Here is a 20144-nt window from a genome sequence, read left to right on the forward strand (position 1 = left end):
GGCGACCATGAGCGCTCCTTCGCGCACCAGCATCGCAAGGCCAAATGCCGCAATCGCCGCCATCGGCGCGGTACTCGCGAACGGCAGGAGTTCGAGTGGCAGCCCGGTCAATGCCAGCACGATAGCGCAGCCAGCCGCGATGCGGACCCACACGCCTTCTGTCAATGGCGTGAGCCGTCCATGAAACCATCTATCGAGAAATCGGGCGAGACCGCGCAGCTTGTCTGCCGCTTTGGCGACGCGGTCCGCGTCGATCGAGCGGCAAGTCCCAAATTGCGGCAGCCGCAGATGCCGTTGCCCCAACAACATTTGCGCAGCGAACAGGATGATGGTCGCTGCGAGCGCGGTCGGAAGTCCCGGGATGCCGCCAACTGGCGAATCTCGAGAAGGGCCGGAACCAGCAGAAAGGGCCCATAGCTGCGTTGCCCCAGTGCCGCACTCACGTCGCCAATGCGGACCTGCCCGTCCCGCCGGGCCAAGTCATCGAGCGTATCCAGTATGTCGCTGACACTACTGATATCATTTTGCATGATTGCCTCAACCCATCTGGGCGATGCGGCGTTCCTGAACAAAGCGACCAGCGTGCGCGTCAAGCAAGAGCGCCCGCGCTATAAAATGAGGAACCGACGCGTCGTTTCACCAGTTCCGCAAAGGTCGGCTCGAGACCAAGGGGGAACATAGCGTGTCTGAAATCAATGGCTGGCTTCCCTATTGCGGCTCGGCGCCTGCGCCAGGGGAGTTGGTTGGCCGCTGGAACCTTGATCCTGGTCTTCTGCTCGCGCTTGGCTGCGTCGCGTTCCTCCTGGTCCGGCAGCGAGATGTCGGCGCGCGTGAGCGTAACCTTGCCCTCGCCGCCATGGTGCTGGCGCTGGCGCTGTTCGTCTCACCCTTCTGCGCGCTGACGTCTGCGCTATTTTCTGCCCGCGCTGTGCATCATCTATTCCTGACCGCGGTGGTGCCGCCCCTTATCGTAGCGGCCTGTCCTCGGCTGCGATCGATTCTAGGCGGAGCGTTGCCGTGGATGGCCGCCCACGCCATCATTTTCTGGTTCTGGCATGTGCCGCAATTTTATAGCTGGGCGCTTTCCAACGATCCTGCCTACTGGCTGATGCAAGGCACCCTGCTCCTGAGCGCTGTTGGTCTGTGGAGCGCGGTGCGCGAGGCACCGGTGACAACAGCCATCGCTGCTCTGCTGGGCACGATGGTTCAGATGGGTCTGCTGGGGGCACTACTGACCTTTGCGACGGAGCCGCTTTATGCGCCCCACCTGATCGGACCGATCGCATGGGGCTTGTCCCCGTTGGAAGATCAGCAATTGGCGGGCCTCATCATGTGGGCGCCGGGCGCCGGCATCTACCTTGCTGCAGCGCTCACGCTTTTGGCGCGCTGGTTTGCTCAAGAGCGCGCGGCGGCACTGGCGGGGTGATCGACGCGCTTCGCCAATGGGCGCGGGGGCATACCGAGCGCAGCCGCTATTCGCCGGTCGGCATCGCCTTTCACTGGATCATGGCCATCTTGGTAATGTTCCAGATCGGTTGGGGCTATTACACGAGCTGGCTGCCCGCAGGTGGGGACAAACTGCGCAGCTATGAGGTCCACAGTATGATCGGCTTGCCGATCTTGCTCCTCGCATTTGCCCGATTTGGCTGGCGCCTGATGATACCAGGTCCGGTGAACGATGCCGACCGGCAGGGCCTTCAGACGCAGATCGCCTACATGATGCATTATGTCTTCTACATCGCCTTTTTCGGTCTCCCGCTAAGCGGTTGGGCGATGTGGTCGTCGATCGCCGAACCGGGACCGCTTTATCTGGCCGGATTGGTCCCCTGGCCCCAATTGCCGTTTGATCAGCTGCCGCTGACGATGCGCTGGCAGGTCATGGATATCGCCGAGGATGTGCATCATATTCTGGTGATCGCATTGTTGCTGATTATTCCCCTGCACGTGGGGGCGGCCCTGAAGCATCATTTTTGGGACCGTCACGATGTTCTGCGAGGGATGTTGCCTGAGATTCCGGATGCGGAAGATCCCCGGGGAGGCGAGCCGCGTAGGCCGCGAGACCCAGCGATTCCCGACGAGAAAGTGCCTGGCTGATTCGCAGCATGACGTTTTGTGGATCGCTGCGTCGCTTGCCCGTGCGCCAGAGGTCGAGTTGCTCGGCAAGATAGGCGGCGGGCTGCGCGCCGAGCGGGGGATTGGCCGGACCCAGACCTTCACCGCGTTCGCCATGGCAGGAGGCACAGGACGCTAGGCCGCGTACCGGATCGCCATGATGGTAGAGGCGTGCCGCCTCGATCGTGGGCCGATTTCTCGCGCTCCGATCAGGGGCGAATGGCATTGCCGCGTAATAGGCCGAGACCGCATCCTGCTGGCCCAGGCTGAGCTTCCCGGCGATCGCGGCCATTTCAGAGTGCTGGCGGCGCCCGCCCGCATAAGCCGCGAGTTGAGCGGCCATATAGCCGCGGTCGAGCCCGGCAAGACGAGGGGTGCCGGCACCGTTGCCAAGCCCGTTGATGCCATGGCAGGTGAAGCAGGCATAGGGCGCGCCACCATCGCCGCCGCTGAGCGCAATGAGCTCACCTGATGCGGTAAATTGGTCCGCCGCCCCGCGATCGACCTGACTGCATGCCGACAGCTGGACAGCGACCACGCTGAATATTACGAGACGAGCTAAATCCATCGTGCCGATGGGAACCGCTGCGACGTCGTAACGGTTCCCCGATGTAATCGGGACAGCGACTAGCATGAAGGGGGATATTTGCAGACGATACGCGTCCTTCTGCCGTTGCTGCTCACCATAGCATGCAAGCCGCCGCCTGACGAAATGCATCACATGCCGCAGGCGAGCGCCACGCGTGGGCTGGAAGCCATCAAACGGGCGGGGTGCGGGACCTGCCACAGGATACCCGGTCTTCGCTGGCCTCGGGGCGCGAGCGGTCCGTCACTCGACGGCTTCGCCGAACAGGGCCTGATCGCGGGACGTTTACCCAACCGCCCCGATACGCTTGCCTCTTTCGTGCGGGATGCGCCCGCAATTCTGCCCGGGACTACGATGCCGGCAATGCCGCTGAGCGAAGCGGAGTCGCGCGATGTGGCGGCTTATCTCTATGCCACAAGGGAGCGCTGACATGGTCGATGCCTCTGTCATCCCGGTGTTCGATCCTGCCGGCCCCTATGCGGGATCGATCGCGACGCTGAGCTGGATTTTGGTCGCGATGGCCGTGGCGGTTTTGGCCATTGTATTGGCGGCGCTCGGGGTCGCGCTGTTCGGCAGCCCGCGGCTCAAGGCCAGGGTCGGTGGGACGAAGGTGATCTGGATCGGCGGCATAGCCTTTCCCGTGATCGTGCTGACAGTGCTGCTGGTGTACGGGCTGAGCCTCACCCGCAACCTGACTGCGCCGGTTCCCGCCGATGCGATGCGGGTGCGGATCACGGGCGAAATGTGGTGGTGGCGGGTTGCCTACCTCGACAGGGATGGCCGGACCACAATGCTCGACGCCAACGAACTCCATATCCCTGCGGGGCGGCCGGTTGTGCTGGAACTAGAATCCAATGACGTGATCCATAGTTTCTGGGTTCCGCGACTGTCGGGCAAGCTCGACATGATCCCGGGAAGGCGCAACATCCTGCCAATCCAGGCCGATGCCCCCGGCGTGTTCGGCGGACAATGCGCGGAATATTGCGGCGGTCCCCACGCATTGATGGGTTTTGTCGTCATTGCGCATGAACCCGCCGGTTTCGCGGCGATGATGGCTAAGCGCCGCTCGGCCCGGGCGCTGCCGGCTGGGGAGGGCGCGGCCCTGTTCCGGTCCACCGGATGCGCGGCATGCCACCGGATCGGCGGGACGGCCGCCAATGGCACTGCCGGACCCGACCTGACCCATGTGGGTTCCCGCCGATCCCTGGGCGCGGGCATTCTGCCCAATAATCTCGGCACGATGATGGGCTGGATCGGTGACAGCCAGTCGATCAAACCTGGCAACCGCATGCCGCCCTACAAGACGCTTTCCGCTAACCAATTGCGCGAACTGGCCGTCTATCTGGAGGCCCAGAAATGAGGTCGGAGACGGGGTTCGACCCGGCCTTGTACAATCGTTTTCCGACTAAGGGCGAACGCCCGGCAGAGGAACTGGAGGAACTCGAGCGCATCTGGTGCGCGCCGAAGGGCTGGCAGCTGCTGACCGCGGTGAACAATAATTATGTCGGCTTCTTCTATGTCGCCACGGCCTTTCTGTTTTTCCTGCTGGCAGGGATTCTCGCGCTTGTAATGCGCGTCCAGCTGGCGATGCCGTTGCAGGGCATCCTGCCGCAGGAAACCTACAATCAGTTCTTCACCATGCATGGCACGGTGATGATGTTCCTGTTCGCCGTGCCGATGGTGGAGGCGATCGGGGTCCTGCTTTTGCCGCAGATGCTGGCAGCGCGGGACCTACCGTTCCCACGGCTGTCGGCTTATGCGTTCTGGGCCTATTTCGTGGGTGGGCTGTGTTTCTTCGCGTCGATCTTCGTCGGCCTGGCGCCCGATGGCGGGTGGTTCATGTATCCGCCCTATACGAGCCTGACCTACTCGCCGGGGATCAACGCCGACTTCTGGCTGCTCGGCATCGGCTTCATCGAGATCAGCGCCATCGCGGGTGCCATTGAGATCATCGTCGGCGTGCTGCGCACCCGCGCGCCCGGGATGACGCTCGATAGGATGCCTGTCTATGCCTGGGCGATGCTGGTGTTCGGCGTGATGATCGTGGTGGGCTTCCCATCGGTCATCCTCGGCACCCTGCTTCTCGAGCTGGAGCGCGCATTCAACTGGCCGTTCTTCGATCCGACGCGCGGCGGTGACGCGCTGCTGTGGCAGCACCTCTTCTGGTTTTTTGGCCATCCCGAGGTCTACATCATTTTCCTGCCTGCCTCGGGACTCGTCTCGATGATGGTGGCGACGCTCGCGCGGACGCCGCTCGTCGGGCATTATCTCATCGTCTTGGCGTTCCTGGCGACCGGGTTCATCAGCTTCGGCGTCTGGTCGCACCATATGTTCACGACGGGCATGCCGAACCTGTCTGTGGGATTTTTTTCGGCCGCCAGCATGGCGGTCAGCGTGCCGGGGGGCATCCAGGTCTTCTCCTGGATCGCAACCTTCGCGGTCGGCAAGCCGCGCTACAATGTGCCGACGCTGTTCGTGCTGGGCGGGCTTGTCACGTTCGTCATCGGCGGCCTCACCGGCGTGATGGTGGCAATGGTTCCGTTCGACTGGCAGGCGCATGACAGCTATTTCATCGTCGCGCATCTCCACTATGTCCTGATCGGCGGCATGGTGTTCCCGATGTTCGCAGCTTTCTACTATTGGGCGCCCATGACGAGCAGCCGCGCCCTCTCCGAGCGGATCGGCAAATGGGCTTTCTGGCTGATGTTCATAGGCATGCAGGTGACCTTCTGGCCGCTACACATCGTCGGACTCATGGGGATGCCGCGCCGCGTCTATACCTATCTTCCTGGCCGGGACTGGGAGGTCATCAACATGATCTCCACGCTCGGCGCCTTCTTGCTGGCGGCCGGCGTACTGGTGTTCCTGATCGATCTGGCGCGCAACTTCCGGTTCACCACGAGCGACGATGCGGGGAATGTATATGGCGGCGGTACGCTGGAATGGCTGCCTACGGGCCTCTATTCCACGCGCAGCATCCCCGTCGTCAAAAGTCGCGAGCCGCTGTGGGATGATCCCGGCCTTGCGGACGATGTCGAGCAGGGCCGCTATTTTCTGCCCCGTTCCGCGACGGGTCTGCGCGAGACGCTCATCACCAGCCCTTTGCGTGCAGAGCCGCAATATCTGCAGATCATGCCTGGCCCATCGGTGTGGCCCTTCCTCGCTGCAGTGTTCACGGCGGGGTTCTTCCTGCTTTTGACTGTGCAGGCCTACTTCGTCTCATTCGCATGCGGCGCCTTGGCGGTGCTGTGCGTGCTTCGCTGGCTCTGGGACACCGACAGGCCGGTGAGGCAAGAGACGGTCGATGTCGGAGCCGGTATTCACCTGCCCACCTATCTCACGGGACCGGCAAGCCACGGCTGGTGGGCAATGATCATCTTGCTGATCGTGGTGGCCATGATCTTTGTCATGGCGCTGTTCAGCTTCCTGTATCTTTACGGGGTCCAGCCGCGTTTCTGGGTCGCACCGGCGGGGCTTGGCTGGCTAGGCGCAATCTTGCCGGCTTATGCAGCGGCCGGAGGATTGGCGTTGCTCGCGCGGTACATGCTCGCCCGCAAAAAGACGGAACTTTGGACGCCTGGCGTGCTGTTCCTCTGTGCGGCGCTCGCACTTACGGTCGGGACGGGTGTCGATCTGTGGAGCTGGCTCGCCTCTGGCTTGAAGCCTGAGGCCAGCGGGCAGGGGGCGACCGTCTATGCGCTGCTGTCGCTCGATAGCATCCTGGCGGCGATCGGCCTGTTGATGACCGGCTATGTTTCCGCCCGCAACAGCCGCGGGATAATCGTGCGACCCCGCAATAACAGCCTCGATCTGTGCGTACTATGGGTGGTCTACGCCGCAGGGCAGGGCAGCGTCACCGCACTCGTCACCCGCGCCTTTGGCGCAAGCTGAACCGATGCGGGGCTGGTCGTTTCTGCTGAGTGGACTGATCATTTGGGCAGTCCATTTCTTTACTCTCTACGCCATCGCCAGCATCTTCCTGACAACGCCGCTGGCGCGCGGCCTCACCTTGGCCGTCACGCTCGCATGCCTCGCAATCGGATTCCTGCTGTTTGTCCGCACTCGGCGGAGCGGGCCGCTGACCACCACGGAGCAATGGATGCGCACCGTGGCCTTGGCTGGCCTCTGCCTTGGGGGCGTGGCCATCATTTGGCAGGCGCTGCCAGCGCTACTTTCCTGAACTCGGGCGATTCTCGCACCACCGCGCGCGCGAGCAGGATCGCTGCGGCCAGTCCGGCGCCGACAAGACACGGTACGCGCCAGCCCCAGCCCTCCAGTGCCTCGTTGGACATCGCGCTGGCGGTCACCGCCGCCACGCCGGCCGCGAGCAGCGCCCCGACTTCGCTCGATGCCGCGGCCAGCGAGGTGATAAGCCCGCGTCGGTGTGGCGGCGCGCCTTCGAGCAGGTAGGCGACGACCCCGGTGTATTCCCCGCCCACGGAGGATCCCATGATGCAGCGGATCAGCAGCAGCAGCACGCCGGCAAGCGGCCCTACCTGGGCGTAGGTCGGCAGCAGGGCGGTGGCGAGCATGGCCGCGGTCATCAGCGCCATCGAGATCAGCATGGCCGGGCGGCGGCCGTGACGATCGCCGATGTGGCCAAACACGACCGCGCCAACCGGCCGCATCAGGTAGGCGACCGCGGAGCCGCCCAGCGTCACGAGGATGGAGCCCTCGTCGGTGAAGAAGACGCGCGACAGCACGGTTGCCAGGTAGAGATACAGCGTGAAGTCGTACCACTCGACCACGGTCGAAACGCTGCGATCGCGATTGATGAACGAGGCAGGTGGCCGATGAGCTTTGCGCTAAGTTCACGTACTGGCCTTCGATCGGGTGCAAGCGCTCTGGACAGGAGCCGGATGATCGGAACTTACCCCGATGATCGCCGGTTCATGAGGTATTCCCCTCGCTGACAAGGAATTTACAGTATGGCGCTTAAAGCTATCGGCCTCAACTGTACACTGAAGCGCTCGAGTAAGGAGCCATCCTCCACCGACAAGATGATCGGCCTCATCGCTGCGGAGCTTCGGAAAAATGGCGTGGAGTGCAGCGAGACGATCCGCATCGCTGATTTCGACGTGAAGCCTGGGGTGACCTCGGACGAGGGAAAGGGAGACGCTTGGCCGGAACTGCGGCGGCGCATCCTGGAGCACGACATTCTCATTTTCGGGACCCCGGTCTGGCTCGGGCAAATGTCGAGCTTCGCCAAGCGCGTACTCGAACGGATGGATGCCTTCCTGAGCGAGACCGACGACCAGGGTCGCATGCCGAGCTATTCCAAAGTAGCGGTTGTTGCCGTGGTCGGGAACGAGGACGGAGCGCATGGCATCAGCGCAGATGTTTACCAGGCGCTCAATGACACCGGATGGACCATTCCCGCCGCCGCCGTGTCCTATTGGGTCGGGGAAGCAATGGGCAGTATTGACTTCAAGGACCTGAAGAAGGTTCCCGACGACGTTGCGCAGACCGCTGCGATGGTTGCCTCGAACGCCGCGCATCTCGCCCGGCTGCTGCAGGAGCGAAACTATCCTGGCTCCAGCAGCTGACCCGCTCGCCGCGATGCCGCGCCTTGCATTGCACTGAATTGGAGGGCAGTCTCCTGGAGCCGAATGGCAGGTTCCAGCACAAGCGGTCGCTCACATTATCGGCGCTAAATGTCTTTAGTTGGTCGGGAGATGCCTGAGGACCTTGCTCTCCTTCTTGCTGGCAAACGTTCTTCAGATGGCCAAGCCGGCCACCGGAAACTGATCATGGAGATGCCTGAAACTGAACCCACCCCCACCAAACGCCCCGTCTGGAATGCGGGAAGAACCGTAGGCGCGAAACGCGCGCTGAAACCAAAGCAAATTTGGGAGATCCGCTTCTACCTCAATCAGCGCCGCCGCTTGCGAGATCGGGCGCTATTTGACCTGGCGATCGACAGCAAACTTCGGGGCTGCGACCTGGTGCAGATGAAGATCGGCGACATTGTCAGCGGCGGGCAGATCCGAACGCGTGCGATTGTCATGCAGCAGAAAACAGGTCGACCCGTTCAGTTCGAACTGCTCCCCGACGCTCGGGCTAGCCTGCTGGCCTGGCTCGATCGGCGGGGCGGCACGGTCGACGACTATGTCTTTCCCAGCCGGGTTGACCATAACGGGCATCTTAGCACCCGCCAGTACGCTAGGCTCGTCGATGAATGGGTGACCGGGGTCGGTTTGATGCGAAGCGACTATGGTACCCACTCACTTCGGCGAACGAAGGCATCGATCATCTACAGGGCAACCGGCAATCTTCGTGCCGTCCAGATCCTTCTCGGGCATAGCAAGATCGAGAATACGGTGCGCTATCTCGGGATTGACGTGGAAGATGCGCTTGCCCTCGCCGAGAATACCGAAATTTGACTAATTGGCTCCTCGCCTTCGGCGAGGGGCCAACTTCGCGGCGCTTGGGACTTTTCTGCCTTTCGCGAGTGCCCTGTCGAACGGCGGCTTCAGCAACAAGCGGCCATTCCGATCACAGCCAGGTCAAGGCAGAAGCCCGTCGCCGTGCTCGAGCGACCACAACGCCTTCGATCGCGCCAGAGCCTGATCGGATGTGGATTCGGCCGTCCCGAGCGGCCTGACGATAGAGCGGTTCACTGCTGGCTCCTACAGCATCACCGAAATGCGATGTTCCTTCGAGGTCCTCACCGGCGGGTGGCCATGTCGGTCGGACCAGGCCTCTGCCATCCGCCTCCCAGCGCCCGGTACAGCGTCACGATGTTTTCGAGCTGGGACTGGCGCACAGAGATGGCGTCGAGTTCGGTTGCGTAGAGGTTGCGTTGCGCGTCGAGCTGCTCGAGATATGAGGCATAGCCGCCCTGATACCGATCGGTGGCGAGCGCCACCGAACGTTGCAGAATGGTCAGTCGATTGTGAAGTCGCTCGATCTGCTCGGCAAAGCGCGTGATCCCGGACATCGCGGTTTCGACCTCGGCGAACGCGGTGAGCACCGTACCGCGATAGGCGAACGCGGCCTGGTCGCGCTGCGCGGCGGTCGCATCGACCTGAGCAGTCAGACGGCCGCCGGCGAATATCGGTGCGAGCACGCTGCCGCCAAGGCTCCAGACCGTAACCGAATCATAATCGAGTGCGTTGACGAAGAGTTGCCCGAGGGCGGCCGAGATGGCGACCTGTGGCAGGAAGGCGGCGCGGTCCGATGCCAGCGTCGCATCGGCGGCCGCGACGGCGAGTTCCGCACTGGCGATGTCGGGGCGACGACGCAGCAGATCCGAAGGCAGTGTGACCGGAACTGCCGGCAGCGAGAAATCACGAAGGGTCCGACCCCGGACTATGGCGCCCGGCAGGTCCCCCGTCAGCCGGCTCAACGCATTTTCCTGGGCCTGGATCGCGAACCGGAGTTGCGGGATCGCCTGCTGGACGGCCTCATATTCGGACTCGGCCTGAGTGAGTTCGAACTGCGAGGTATAGCCGACCCGCGCCTGATCCGCGGCAAGCCTCAAGGCTTCGGCGCGCGACGTGACCGTCTGCTCCGATACAAACAGCTGGGCATCGAGCGCGAGCAGGCCGATATAGGCCTGTGCGACCTCGGCGGAGACCGCCAGCGCCGCCGCATCGCGATCCGCCTGGCTCGCGACGTAGCGAAGCCGCGCGGCGTCCGTGAGCCGTGAGAGGCGGCCGAAGAGATCGACCTGCCAATTGAGCTGAACCTCGGGTTGCAAGGCGGTGCTCGTCGTCGTCGCCCCCGCCCCGCCGAGTGTGCGCTGACGCTGCCCGCCCCCGACGGCATCGAGCGTGGGCAGCACCGCCGAGCGGGCGAGCCGGATTGTCGCCTGCGCCTCCTGCACCCGCGCGGCGGCCGACAGTACATCGGTATTGCGGGCGAGAGCGCGTTCGATCAACGCTGTCAGCTTGGAATCGTTGAACGCCTCCCACCAGTGTGGATCGATGGTGGCACTCCCCGTCGCGCCGTCGCGCCATGCAACTGGCGCAGTGATCGCGGCCGAAGCGGGCGGAGGCACATCGGCAGGCATACAACCTGCGAGCGCGAGGACGACCAGCGCTGCGGCGGTCTGAGGCGTGCCCTTCATCGCGCGCTGCCTTCGCCGGTAGCGCCCGCCGTCTCGACTCGCGTGACGACCGACATGCCGGGGCGCAAGCGCTTCGCGAGCGGCTGGCCCGGATCGATCGTGATCCGGAGCGGGATGCGCTGCACGACCTTGGTGAAATTGCCGCTGGCATTATCGGGCCTGAGCACGCTGAACTCCGATCCCGTAGCGGGCGCAAAACCCTCGACATGGCCAGTGAGCCGCTCGTCGCCCAGTGCATCCACCCTGAAAGTGGCGACCTGACCGGGTCGGATCGCACGGGTCTGCGTCTCCTTGTAGTTGGCGACGACCCAAAGGCTTTCGGGGACGAGGAACAGTAGCTGCGATCCGGCCGAGACATACTGGCCCTGGCGGACGCTCGCCTCGCTCAGTTGCCCGGCCTTGGGAGCATGAATGACCGTGTTGGCCAGGTTGATCCGGGCGAGGTCGCGTTGCGCCTTCGCCGTTTTCACCTGTGCTTCGAGGCCGAGCCGCGACACGCGCGTTGCTTTCACCGTCTCCTCGGCAATGCGAATGGCAGCGCGCGCCTTCAGGACGTTGGCGGCGCCTGATCGCGCGGTCGCGCGGATCTGGTCGCGCTCGCGCAGTGATACGGATCCGCGCGTGGCTAGATCGTTGACGCGCTCCTCGTCGGATCGGGCGCGGTCGCGCTCGGCCTCGGCCGCATAGAGGTCCGCGCGACGGGCTTCGATGTCGGCCAGGTTCTGCGCGACCGTCTGCACGGCGTTGGCGAGGTTGGCCTCGGCCGCATCAACCTGGCCCTCTGCCTGTTCGAGTTGTTGGCGATAGATGCGGTCATCGATCCGCAGCAGTGGCTGGCCTTCCTTCACATGCTGAAAGTCGCGCACCAGTACCTCGGCGACATAGCCGTTCACTTGCGGCGCCATGACCGTGATCTGACCGCGGACATAGCTGTTCTCGGTCACGACCACCGTGCTCGTGAACGGCCAGATCCGCCATGCCGCGAGGATCAGGAGCACCCCGATCAGCGCGACGGCGGCCATGATGAGGACGGTCAAGCGTCGTGGCTTGATGGTCTTGGGCGGCGCAGTGTCTGCGGTTGCCGCATCCGCATTCAACGGTTGGCCGCTCGCATCCACTAATGTGGGAGCATGTTCTTGGGGCTCGTCTTTCTCAGGACGGATGATCGGCGTGTCTGCCATCAGGGTTCTTTCAGATCGGGGCCGCAGCGTCGGTCGCAGGACCGGCGGAGGCGGGGGGATTGGTCTTCGCCTGAATGGCGAGACGAAGGACGTGGAACAGCGACCAACACAACAGGAGCAGCGCCAGGATGCCATTCAGAAGGAACACGTCGTCGAAAGCCCGGACATTCGCCTCGCGCGTCGATGTTTGTGCAAGCAGGGCCGTGCCCTGAGCCTGGCGCAGCACGGGGTCCGTGATGACGCGGCCATAGACCTGGCCCTGGATCTGGAGACGCTGCGATACGATCGGGTTGGTGGGATCGACACCAGCGTTGATCGTCGCCGAATATTCATGCTCCCTAAATTGCTGGAAGGTGCCGAAGATCGCGGGGCCGGCCAGGCCGCCGATCGACTGGCTCACGCCGAACAGCACGGCGAAGCTCACGATATAGTTCGGCCCGTTCTTGAGCGCGCTCATGACGCCGACGAGCAGAAGTGGCCCCATGAAAAGCCCGGCGGCAGTGGATATCAAAAACTGGCTGAGGAACATGTCGTGCGGGCGGGTAAGGCTGGTGGCATTCCAGTCGAGGAAGCTGCCGATCGCGATCAGTACCACGGAGGCCAGGATTTGCGGGATCACCGCCTTCTGGTTGAAGGTCAGCGCGCTGGCGCCGATCCCGACCACCAACCCGAGCAACATGACCGCATACAGCGGCTGTAGCTGATCAGGGCCCATTCCGAGCGTTCGCAACAGGCCTGTTGCGCCATAGGTCTGCTCAGAAAGGAGGAAGCGCATTCCCATCGCACCGATTGCAAAGCGGATCGTGGACGCCGTCCCCAGCCAGCGCGTCTGGATCAACGGATTGGCGCGGTGATGCTCCACGAGGACCGCGGCGACCAGCAGGACGACGGCGGCGATCAGGGCACCGGCCATCCAGGACTGCGCCGTCCACCATTGCGTCCGGCCCTGCGCCAGCACCGCGACGATCAATGCAAGAGCAGGCGCGAGTAGGGCAAAGGTCAGGAAGTCGCGTCCTTCGAATACCTTGATGCGGATGCCGGGCGGCAGCTTGAGCGAAACCACGGCGGCCAGACAGCAAAGCGCCAGCCCCGACTCGAACATGTACAGCGTCCGCCATTCGTCCAGATCAAGCAAGGCCGGCGAAAGGAGCCAGGCCAACGGCGTCGCCAATTGCGAAATGCCCAACCCGATCACCAGTCCCTGACCGAGCCTGGCCTTTGGAAACGCCTGCAACGTGTAGAATATCGCGAGCGTGCTGATTGTCGCACCCGCAAAGCCGCTTACTGCGCGAGCCAGCAACGCTGTCGCATAGCTATCTGCGAACAGGTGCAGGATGGTCGCCCCCACATATAGTGGCAAGCCGATCTCGGCGAACCGGCGCAGGCCGAATTGCTGGCGGAACTTGAACAGGATCAAGCTGGTCGAGATGTTGACCATCAAGTAGGCAGCCGGGAGCCATGCGGCCTCTACCGGCGTCAGGCCGAGGGAACCCTGGATGTTCTGCAGGTTGGCGCTGACGAGGGCATTGCCTAGACCTCCGGTAATTCCCAGCAGGAACGCGATCGCGATATACGCCGCACGGATAGGGTTACTGTGCTTTGGCGTTGACGGCGAGCCAGGCATCGACGGCTTCTCGTCGTCGGTCCAGTTGGGAATGGGCTCCAGCGGCGCGTTCATGAGAGCGGGCGCGGCCATACGCCCTCCCCAATCAGTTCCCTCATCCGTTCGACCATTCGCTGCCGCGCTTCGCTGTCCGGCTCCCGGATGGAGCTGCCCAGCATGGCCAGGACCAGGAACATATCCGACGGCTTGAGATCGGGGCGGCATGTCCCCTCCGCGATCGCCTGGCGGATCGGCGCTTCAAACAGCGCGCAAAACCGATCGATGAGCTGGCGGGCCTCGTCCGCCCGGGACGAAGCGACACGCCAGACGTCAGCCAGAAACGGGTTGGCGGTATGGGACCTTACCAGGTGATCGAACAGGTCCTGCAGGGAGGCGCTACCATTCCCGGTATCGACCAACAGGGCGAGGCTATCGAGGCTCTGCGATCCCAGTGCCAGCGCGAGCGAAGCGCGGTCCGGGAAATGTCTGTACAGCGTGGCGCGGCCGAGGCCTGACTGCGCGATCACGAGTTCCAGAGGCGCGGTGATGCCATGCAGAAGAAACACCTCTCGCGCAGCTTTCAGTAGAGCCTGACGGTGGCGCTTTGCATCTATCCGGATATTCACCAGTCCATAAGCGGACAAAATCGTCCTATTGTCAAATACTCTCTCGCAAAAGGCGGATCGCTCCGTCAAGGCGCGCCGGACCCCTGACAAAAAATCGCACGGTGCGACCTCCCATCGCGCCTTTCGCCTGATGGTGCCGTCTATGGCAATCCGGAGCGCGCCCCTCGGCGCAAAGGAAGGCGTTTGATCGGAGACATGATCCGCTTTTTCCCTCGATGGGAACGCTTCGTCTTCGATAGGCACGGCTCGAAAGCGCCCATCACAATTAGATTGTTTACAATTTAGTTGTGATGAGCATATATGCGTTATCGCATTCAAGGAGCATGATCATGAGCCATCTTTATACCACCAGGGTCACCGCCGTCGGAGGCCGCAGCGGCACCGTACGGAGCGAGGACGGCATTCTCGATCTGTCCCTGGCGCTGCCCAGGGAACTGGGCGGCAAAGAGGGTGCGACCAATCCAGAGCAGCTGTTCGCGGCCGGATATGCAGCCTGTTTCGGGAACGCGGTGATTCATGTCACCCGTGGTCAGGCCGACAAGGTGCGTGACGAGGACATCGAAGTGATCGGAGAAGTCAGCATGCTGCCCAACGGCGACGGCGGCTTCAAGCTGGCGTTGAAGCTCGACGTCGCGATCACCGGGCTCGACCAGGCGAAGGCCGAAGAGATCGTCAAGACCGCGCACGCGGTCTGCCCCTATTCCAACGCGGTTCGCGGCAATGTCGACGTCGCGCTGAACGTCACCACGCGATGAGCAAGGTCGTGGCGACGCAGACCGGCGACGACGATCCGCTGCTTCTTGATCGGCAAGTGTGTTTTCCGCTCTACGCCGCCACGAACCTGCTCAACCGGCTTTATGGGCCGGTCCTGGCCAAGCTCGGCCTGACCTATCCACAATATCTGGTAATGCTGGTGCTGTGGGAACATCAGGTACAGTCGGTCGGGGAACTTGGCGCGCGCCTCTATCTGGACAGCGGTACCCTGACCCCTTTGCTCAAGCGCATGGAGGCGGCGGGGTTCGTGACGCGGGCGCGCGATCCCGCCGACGAGCGCCGCGTGTTGGTGACATTGAAGGCCGAAGGAAAGGTGCTGCGGGAACGGGCGCTTCATGTTCCCGAGACCATGGCCAACGGCTACCGACCCGACGACGTCGACAGCTTGCGTGAGAGCGTGCGCCAACTGGTGTCTACCCTTGCACAGCACAAGACCCGTCCCACCGCGACCGAGTAGGCGACGGGCGTCTTTCGCCGCCGAGGGCTTGTGGATCAGGCAGCCTGCGGAACAGCCCCCGCCCGTGGGCCGTTCCTGCGCAACACGATCCAGACCGGTTACGCTATTGAGGTATGCTAATGGAAAAACATAATCTGGTGATCATAGGCGGGGGCGTTGCCGGTCTTGACATCGCCACGCACCTCGCCGGCAAATGCGCTCACGGCCGACATTTGAACATCACCCTAATCGATCGTGAAACGGCGTATGTCTGGAAGCCGATGCTTCACACCATCGCCGCAGGCACGTCGGAAGCCAGCGCTCAGCAGACCGTTTATGCAGCACATGCGGCCAGGCTTGGTTTTCGGTACGAACTGGGAGAAGCCCTTGGGATCGACCGCCATGTCCGGAAGGTGAGGCTTGCGGCAATTTGCGTTGATGGTGAGGAAATCGTGCCGGAACGGGCGATTGCCTACGAAACTCTCGTTCTAACTGTCGGCAGTCGCGCCAACGATTTCGGTACGCTGGGTGCCGCAGAGCATGCCGCGCGGATAACCCAGCGGATGGCCGAGATTAGGGCGCTATGCTGACCTTCTGCGTTGCTCTTCGCGATCGGCAGGTTTTGGCTAGGTACGACGTTCAAAGGTGCTGGGCTGAACGACCGGCATTGGTCGCGAGCCGTCTGTTGCGTATGGCTCGTCGCAGGCAGCAGCTTCGCGCAGTCACTTCTGTGGAACGGAGGTGGTGGATGGCTGCGCCCACTCACTGCATCTACGTGCCAAGAGGGGTTCTGTCATTCAAGCCGCAGCTATGGAGCCACCTGCCATGGAGATAAGTACGAGCCGCATCGATTTGGCCAAGAACATTTTTAAGGTTCACGGTATCAGCGCGATCGGTGAGGTCGTAATTTGTCAGGTGCTGCACCGATCGCAGATGCTACCGTGCTTCGAGAAGCTGCCGCCTTGCCGGGTGCTCGCCGGGGCGTGCGGGATCGGCTCGTTCCTACGATACGGTTCTTCTTCTTCTTCTTCTTGGGCCGCCCGGCATTTGCTACACCTCGGTAAGCATTGGACTTCCGACTGAACGGGTCCTGCAAAAACGGATTGGCTGCAGGGAACAGGCCAGCGGCAATCTGTCCACAGAACGCAAGGCGCCAAGCCGATATTTTCGAAAAGCATGGCGGAAATGCCTCCCGCAGCCCAGGCGACCTGTTTCGCCATTGTATCAACAACGCTTCGACCTCACGGTAGGGAGCGAACCACATGCTGATGCTGAAGCATATCGAGTTTCCGAGCCGCGACACATCGTTGAAGATGAACCTGCTATCATCCTTGCGCACCTTGGCTACAAGCGAGTCGAGCAGGCCGTTTCTTGCCACCATCCCATTCAAAGCCACCGCGCGCGCGGCGGGTGCCGATGGGGTTTTCAGCCCCGGATAGAGCCGTTGCCATGCGACAGGATTTGCCACCAGGTCCGCATGTACCAACGGCGCGAGGTGAGCGCGCCCTTTTTTGTAGACCGCCCAGATATCCTTCAGCACCGCATCAGCCGTCTCCGGACAAATTCGCGATGTGAAGATCATTGCCAACCGTCCGATGGCGCCGTCCGTTTCAAATTCGAAATAGCGACCACCCGGATTGTAGCGGCCACCCTTGTTTTCGCCTAGTTCCTGGCGCGCCTCCAAGAGGAAGAGGACCGCTAGGGTCCTGATATCACGACCAGCATGGTAATGCCCAAGCAACTCGCTTCCTGCCTTTCGCAGGCGGGCATCTATCTGAAATGGGACGGCCGCCTGAACCGTGCTGGAAGCGACCGCAATGGCTGCCGCCGTATTGATCGTTGCCAGCTCATCTACATTTTCGGCCATGCCGGCTGGACCGAAGGCGATGTGTGGATGGCGCGAATCGTGCCCATTCAGGGCACCATCCTGTATAAGAAGAGCGATGGCGAGCCTGTGACACCAAGAGGTTGCGACATATTGGGCGGTTCTGTCGCCACTTGCTACCGCTGCATTCAGGGCGGTGGTGGAGGAAAGGATCCTCTGGAGCCGAGACTTCGTGACGCGCTGGCGGCCACCGAAGGCACGTAGTAGCTCAAACAGCCGCTCCATCTCCCAGAACAGGCTGACGAGCATGATCAATTTGCTCTTCGCATCCTCATGCTGTCGGAGAAATGACATAGGCGGGAGCGGCTGGTTGTCGATCAGGTGATTGACCTCCTTTGCATTGCGATGCCAGACTGCGTCGAAGAGCTGGTTCGAATGGACGCGCAGCCAATCGAGCGTATTGACGAACTGAAGGAAAGTGACGTCGAGTACCTGCTGCATGATCTCCCCGGTGCAGTGGTCAGCGTCATAGGCCTCGCTGCAATAACCGCTATCAAAGACGGTACGCCCGGCTGAGTCACGGTATATCTGGTTGAGGTCAGCGGCCGGTCCGATGACAGGCGAGAACCGATAGATGCACGCTTGGAGAAGATTTTGCCGGTTTGCCGGTAACAGGAGACCAGCAATCGTCGCGCTGCTTGCCTCCGGTTGCCAGCATCGGATCGTGGTCACCAATGCGTCGAAGATCGGGTGGCCGCTGCCCACAGGATCGCGTGTTGCCGGGAACCGGTCCATGCGCCAGCCAGCGTCATGTGCATCACCGCCAATCACGCCAGGGTACTGATCCGCGCTCGCAGCGAGAGCTGCGCGGATTTCCACGACGAGATCGGCTGGGACCGATGACGGACGACGGCGCGCCTGGTCTAGAACTGCGGCCTTCACCACCGAGTACAACTGGCTCTTCGGACTAAGTTGCTTTGACGATAGAGACGAGCCGATATAATCGGGATGGAAGGGACTGTTACTACTCAGCATGGCCATCGTTATGTTCCAATATTCGCAATGTCGATGCGAACTCATCACGATCCTGCTTAAGGATGAACTGGGTCCACTCGGTTCCGGTGTGTTGTATGATGGTGATATCCGCTTTGCATAGCTGTATTTTCTCAAGACCGATTGCGCACTTCCTGACGTCGTCTTGCGCGATGTCTGTCAGCAACTTCACCATCTTGTCGACGACGCGGATGTAGGCCTCTTCGATTGGCGTAACACTGCGTAGTTGGTGGCGATAACCATCCAGGTCCCGCCATTCGAAAGTCTTTGCCGGAGTTGCAAGCAGAATGCGGTTGGTCGCCGGTTTGGATATTAAGCAGCTGTGCGCCTCGTCGAAAGTTTCAGGCGGAGAAAAATGGCTGTTGGACCGTCTGGCTTGTTCAGTCAGCACCTGCATCTGTTCTACAGAAGGCGGTAACGAAGGATCCGGAGTGCAGCGCATCTGTTCTGCATGCTGGTCGTAACAGCGGTGCAGTGCCGACAGGTATCGCGCCTCTGCCATGAAGCCGCCGATTTCCGTGGAGGCTTCGATTGCGAGCCGCCTTATCTCTTGTTCCCATTCTGCGTTCCAGCGGCCAAGGTCTTGCGCCAGCTGCGCAATGCAGTCGCGCAAACGCACTGCCGTGGGGCGGATACGGAGGTACACAGCGTCATCGCCATCCTTGAGCTGCGGGGCCAGATCGAGGAGTTGTTGCCTGCATCGCGTATATTCCGCTTCGATCGGGGCAGGGGTATCGAGGATGCGCTGGACGCCGTCACCATCGATCCACGGGAATGCCATCATGCCCCGGCCCCGCGGTAGGTGAGGCTCGCGCGAAAGCTGCTGAGCCAGTCATGTGCCGAACCGCGCAACAGCTGCCCAGGCAGGTCGATCTCGATAAGGGCGCAAGTCGCCCGGATCATCTCCTGCTGATCGGTGGACATCCGCCGATCTCGCCACGCGCCGCTTTCGCGCAGTTCCGGCTCCGCCGCGAGCCACGCCTCATGCTCCTCGAAATACCGCAGGGCACGTCGGCGCCACGCCTCATATTCGCCCCGGCCCATAAGTTCATAGGCACCGAGGTCGAGAGCGCGAACGAGGACGAGGCCGACGGGCGTGTTCTGGTCCTTGAAATGGCTCGCGGCCTTCAGTAGCCGTTCAACCACCTCATCGACAGTTTCATTCAGCAAACCCTCCAGCCGCCAACTGTCCTTCGCGCGAAGTCCGATCCTGACCAGCGTAAAGCCTAATGCGATGGCGCTGGCCATATCGCGAGGATCACGCTTGACGAGGCTATGATCGCCCTGGAGCAGGGCCCTGCGGTGGATCGCATATTCCGCATGCCGCGCCCTCAGAGCGTCCCGGGCCTGTGCCAGGTCCGCTCCGTCAACGAGCCGGGTGCGCATGTCGATAATGTTGTCATCGCCCATGTGAAATTCTCCTTCAGCGACCTTCTGAAGGAGATTGAGGTGATGGATTAGAGATACCCTTTTTTTATTTGGTCGATGGAAAACGGCATCCCTAATCGTGAGAAAGGAGAAAGGGTAAGAAGGGGGGGTATTGGCGAAATAAATGTTTCAACATGTTGAAAACACCTCGAACTCACTCTGTGGCCTCGGTTAACGCCCCCCTTCTCATTTTGAAGGACCCTTTGAGCCAATTTCAAATTTGCAATCGCGGAGATGTCTGGGTTTCAGTCGACCGTGAAACGGCAAAACGCGTTATGCGCAAGAGTACCGATGCGATCTCAAGCCTTGTCCGGCAGCGCCGCGAGCAGACCAGGTGGCAAGCAGAAGCGCGAGAATATCGCAACATGTCCATGACCGGCCCCCACTGAGTGGTCCGTGCTGATTGTTAGTGCATTATCGCCTCCGTTGCCATTGCCGCCTGGAGGTGG

The 20144-nt window shown here is 62.0% G+C and carries 19 protein-coding genes and 2 pseudogenes; 11 read left to right on the forward strand and 10 right to left on the reverse strand.

Going from position 1 to position 20144, the window contains the following annotated elements; translation table 11 throughout:
* Positions 1 to 27: 27 nt before the first annotated feature.
* Positions 28 to 363, reverse strand: a pseudogene (locus tag QHC67_RS19200) (exopolysaccharide biosynthesis protein); the annotation flags it as partial.
* 319 nt (positions 364 to 682) lie between these two features.
* Here QHC67_RS19200 and QHC67_RS10145 point away from each other — a divergent pair.
* On the forward strand, positions 683 to 1426 hold the full coding sequence (locus QHC67_RS10145; protein ID WP_319293922.1) for a cytochrome c oxidase assembly protein: 744 nt from the start codon (positions 683 to 685) through the stop codon (positions 1424 to 1426).
* The gene (locus tag QHC67_RS10150) at positions 1423 to 2094 is read left to right on the forward strand and encodes a cytochrome b (RefSeq protein WP_319293924.1); all 672 of its coding nucleotides are present in this window, start codon (positions 1423 to 1425) and stop codon (positions 2092 to 2094) included. Before QHC67_RS10145 ends, QHC67_RS10150 begins: the two co-directional genes overlap by 4 nt.
* Before the next feature lie 37 nt (positions 2095 to 2131).
* On the opposite strand, the pseudogene QHC67_RS19205 reads toward QHC67_RS10150, so the two are convergent.
* Positions 2132 to 2830, reverse strand: a pseudogene (locus QHC67_RS19205) (c-type cytochrome); the annotation flags it as partial.
* On the opposite strand from QHC67_RS19205, the gene QHC67_RS10160 reads away from it, so the two are divergent.
* From QHC67_RS10160 to QHC67_RS10175, 4 genes are read left to right on the forward strand one after another with little or no spacing between them, the layout of a single operon-like run.
* Entirely contained in the window at positions 2759 to 3127 is a 369-nt protein-coding gene (locus QHC67_RS10160; protein ID WP_319293928.1) for a c-type cytochrome, read from the forward strand. The pseudogene QHC67_RS19205 and the gene QHC67_RS10160 sit on opposite strands and share 72 nt — an antisense overlap.
* Position 3128: 1 nt before the next feature.
* Positions 3129 to 4058 (forward strand): cytochrome c oxidase subunit II, encoded by a 930-nt coding sequence (gene coxB / locus QHC67_RS10165; protein WP_319293930.1) that lies wholly within the window; start codon positions 3129 to 3131, stop codon positions 4056 to 4058.
* Positions 4055 to 6589, forward strand: a complete 2535-nt coding sequence (locus QHC67_RS10170) for a cbb3-type cytochrome c oxidase subunit I (RefSeq protein WP_319293932.1) — start codon at positions 4055 to 4057, stop codon at positions 6587 to 6589. The genes coxB and QHC67_RS10170 overlap by 4 nt, the downstream gene beginning before the upstream one ends.
* A 4-nt stretch (positions 6590 to 6593) precedes the next feature.
* Complete coding sequence (locus tag QHC67_RS10175; protein WP_319293934.1) at positions 6594 to 6878, forward strand: hypothetical protein; 285 nt, start codon at positions 6594 to 6596, stop codon at positions 6876 to 6878.
* On the opposite strand, the gene QHC67_RS10180 is transcribed toward QHC67_RS10175, so the two are convergent.
* Complete coding sequence (locus QHC67_RS10180; protein WP_413818523.1) at positions 6844 to 7446, reverse strand: MFS transporter; 603 nt, start codon at positions 7444 to 7446, stop codon at positions 6844 to 6846. The two genes, QHC67_RS10175 and QHC67_RS10180, sit on opposite strands and share 35 nt — an antisense overlap.
* 180 nt (positions 7447 to 7626) lie before the next feature.
* On the opposite strand from QHC67_RS10180, the gene QHC67_RS10185 reads away from it, so the two are divergent.
* On the forward strand, positions 7627 to 8244 hold the full coding sequence (locus QHC67_RS10185; protein ID WP_319293936.1) for a flavodoxin family protein: 618 nt from the start codon (positions 7627 to 7629) through the stop codon (positions 8242 to 8244).
* A gap of 204 nt (positions 8245 to 8448) precedes the next feature.
* Positions 8449 to 9081, forward strand: coding sequence for a tyrosine-type recombinase/integrase (locus QHC67_RS10190; protein ID WP_319293938.1), 633 nt, complete (start codon positions 8449 to 8451; stop codon positions 9079 to 9081).
* A 284-nt stretch (positions 9082 to 9365) separates the two neighbouring features.
* Here the strand turns inward: QHC67_RS10190 and QHC67_RS10195 are convergent, their stop codons facing one another.
* From QHC67_RS10195 to QHC67_RS10210, 4 genes are read right to left on the reverse strand one after another with little or no spacing between them, the layout of a single operon-like run.
* Positions 9366 to 10769 carry an efflux transporter outer membrane subunit gene (locus QHC67_RS10195; RefSeq protein ID WP_319293940.1) on the reverse strand — a complete coding sequence of 468 codons (1404 nt, stop codon included), beginning with the start codon at positions 10767 to 10769 and terminating at the stop codon, positions 9366 to 9368.
* Entirely contained in the window at positions 10766 to 11950 is a 1185-nt protein-coding gene (locus QHC67_RS10200) for an HlyD family secretion protein (RefSeq protein ID WP_319293942.1), read from the reverse strand. Before QHC67_RS10200 ends, QHC67_RS10195 begins: the two co-directional genes overlap by 4 nt.
* 10 nt (positions 11951 to 11960) lie before the next feature.
* Complete coding sequence (locus tag QHC67_RS10205) at positions 11961 to 13646, reverse strand: MFS transporter (RefSeq protein ID WP_319293944.1); 1686 nt, start codon at positions 13644 to 13646, stop codon at positions 11961 to 11963.
* Positions 13625 to 14197, reverse strand: a complete 573-nt coding sequence (locus QHC67_RS10210; protein WP_319293946.1) for a TetR/AcrR family transcriptional regulator — start codon at positions 14195 to 14197, stop codon at positions 13625 to 13627. The genes QHC67_RS10205 and QHC67_RS10210 overlap by 22 nt, the downstream gene beginning before the upstream one ends.
* A gap of 311 nt (positions 14198 to 14508) precedes the next feature.
* Here QHC67_RS10210 and QHC67_RS10215 point away from each other — a divergent pair, with 311 nt between their 5' ends.
* The 3 genes from QHC67_RS10215 to QHC67_RS10225 all read left to right on the forward strand — a co-directional run bounded on the left by QHC67_RS10215 (position 14509) and on the right by QHC67_RS10225 (position 15979).
* Positions 14509 to 14934: an organic hydroperoxide resistance protein gene (locus QHC67_RS10215; protein WP_319293963.1), complete on the forward strand. Its 426-nt coding sequence runs from the start codon at positions 14509 to 14511 to the stop codon at positions 14932 to 14934.
* Positions 14931 to 15410: a MarR family transcriptional regulator gene (locus QHC67_RS10220; protein WP_319293948.1), complete on the forward strand. Its 480-nt coding sequence runs from the start codon at positions 14931 to 14933 to the stop codon at positions 15408 to 15410. Before QHC67_RS10215 ends, QHC67_RS10220 begins: the two co-directional genes overlap by 4 nt.
* Before the next feature lie 119 nt (positions 15411 to 15529).
* Entirely contained in the window at positions 15530 to 15979 is a 450-nt protein-coding gene (locus QHC67_RS10225; protein ID WP_319293950.1) for an FAD-dependent oxidoreductase, read from the forward strand.
* A 293-nt stretch (positions 15980 to 16272) separates the two neighbouring features.
* Here the strand turns inward: QHC67_RS10225 and QHC67_RS10230 are convergent, their stop codons facing one another.
* Genes QHC67_RS10230 through QHC67_RS10240 form a run of 3 tightly spaced genes read right to left on the reverse strand, consistent with a single transcriptional unit; the run spans position 16273 to position 19677 of the window.
* Positions 16273 to 18255 (reverse strand): hypothetical protein, encoded by a 1983-nt coding sequence (locus tag QHC67_RS10230; RefSeq protein WP_319293952.1) that lies wholly within the window; start codon positions 18253 to 18255, stop codon positions 16273 to 16275.
* Positions 18239 to 19051 (reverse strand): hypothetical protein, encoded by an 813-nt coding sequence (locus tag QHC67_RS10235; protein WP_319293953.1) that lies wholly within the window; start codon positions 19049 to 19051, stop codon positions 18239 to 18241. Before QHC67_RS10235 ends, QHC67_RS10230 begins: the two co-directional genes overlap by 17 nt.
* Positions 19048 to 19677, reverse strand: coding sequence for a hypothetical protein (locus QHC67_RS10240; RefSeq protein ID WP_319293955.1), 630 nt, complete (start codon positions 19675 to 19677; stop codon positions 19048 to 19050). Before QHC67_RS10240 ends, QHC67_RS10235 begins: the two co-directional genes overlap by 4 nt.
* Positions 19678 to 20144: the final 467 nt, after the last annotated feature.

Source organism: Sphingobium sp. (assembly GCF_033795625.1).
GTDB lineage: Bacteria > Pseudomonadota > Alphaproteobacteria > Sphingomonadales > Sphingomonadaceae > Sphingobium.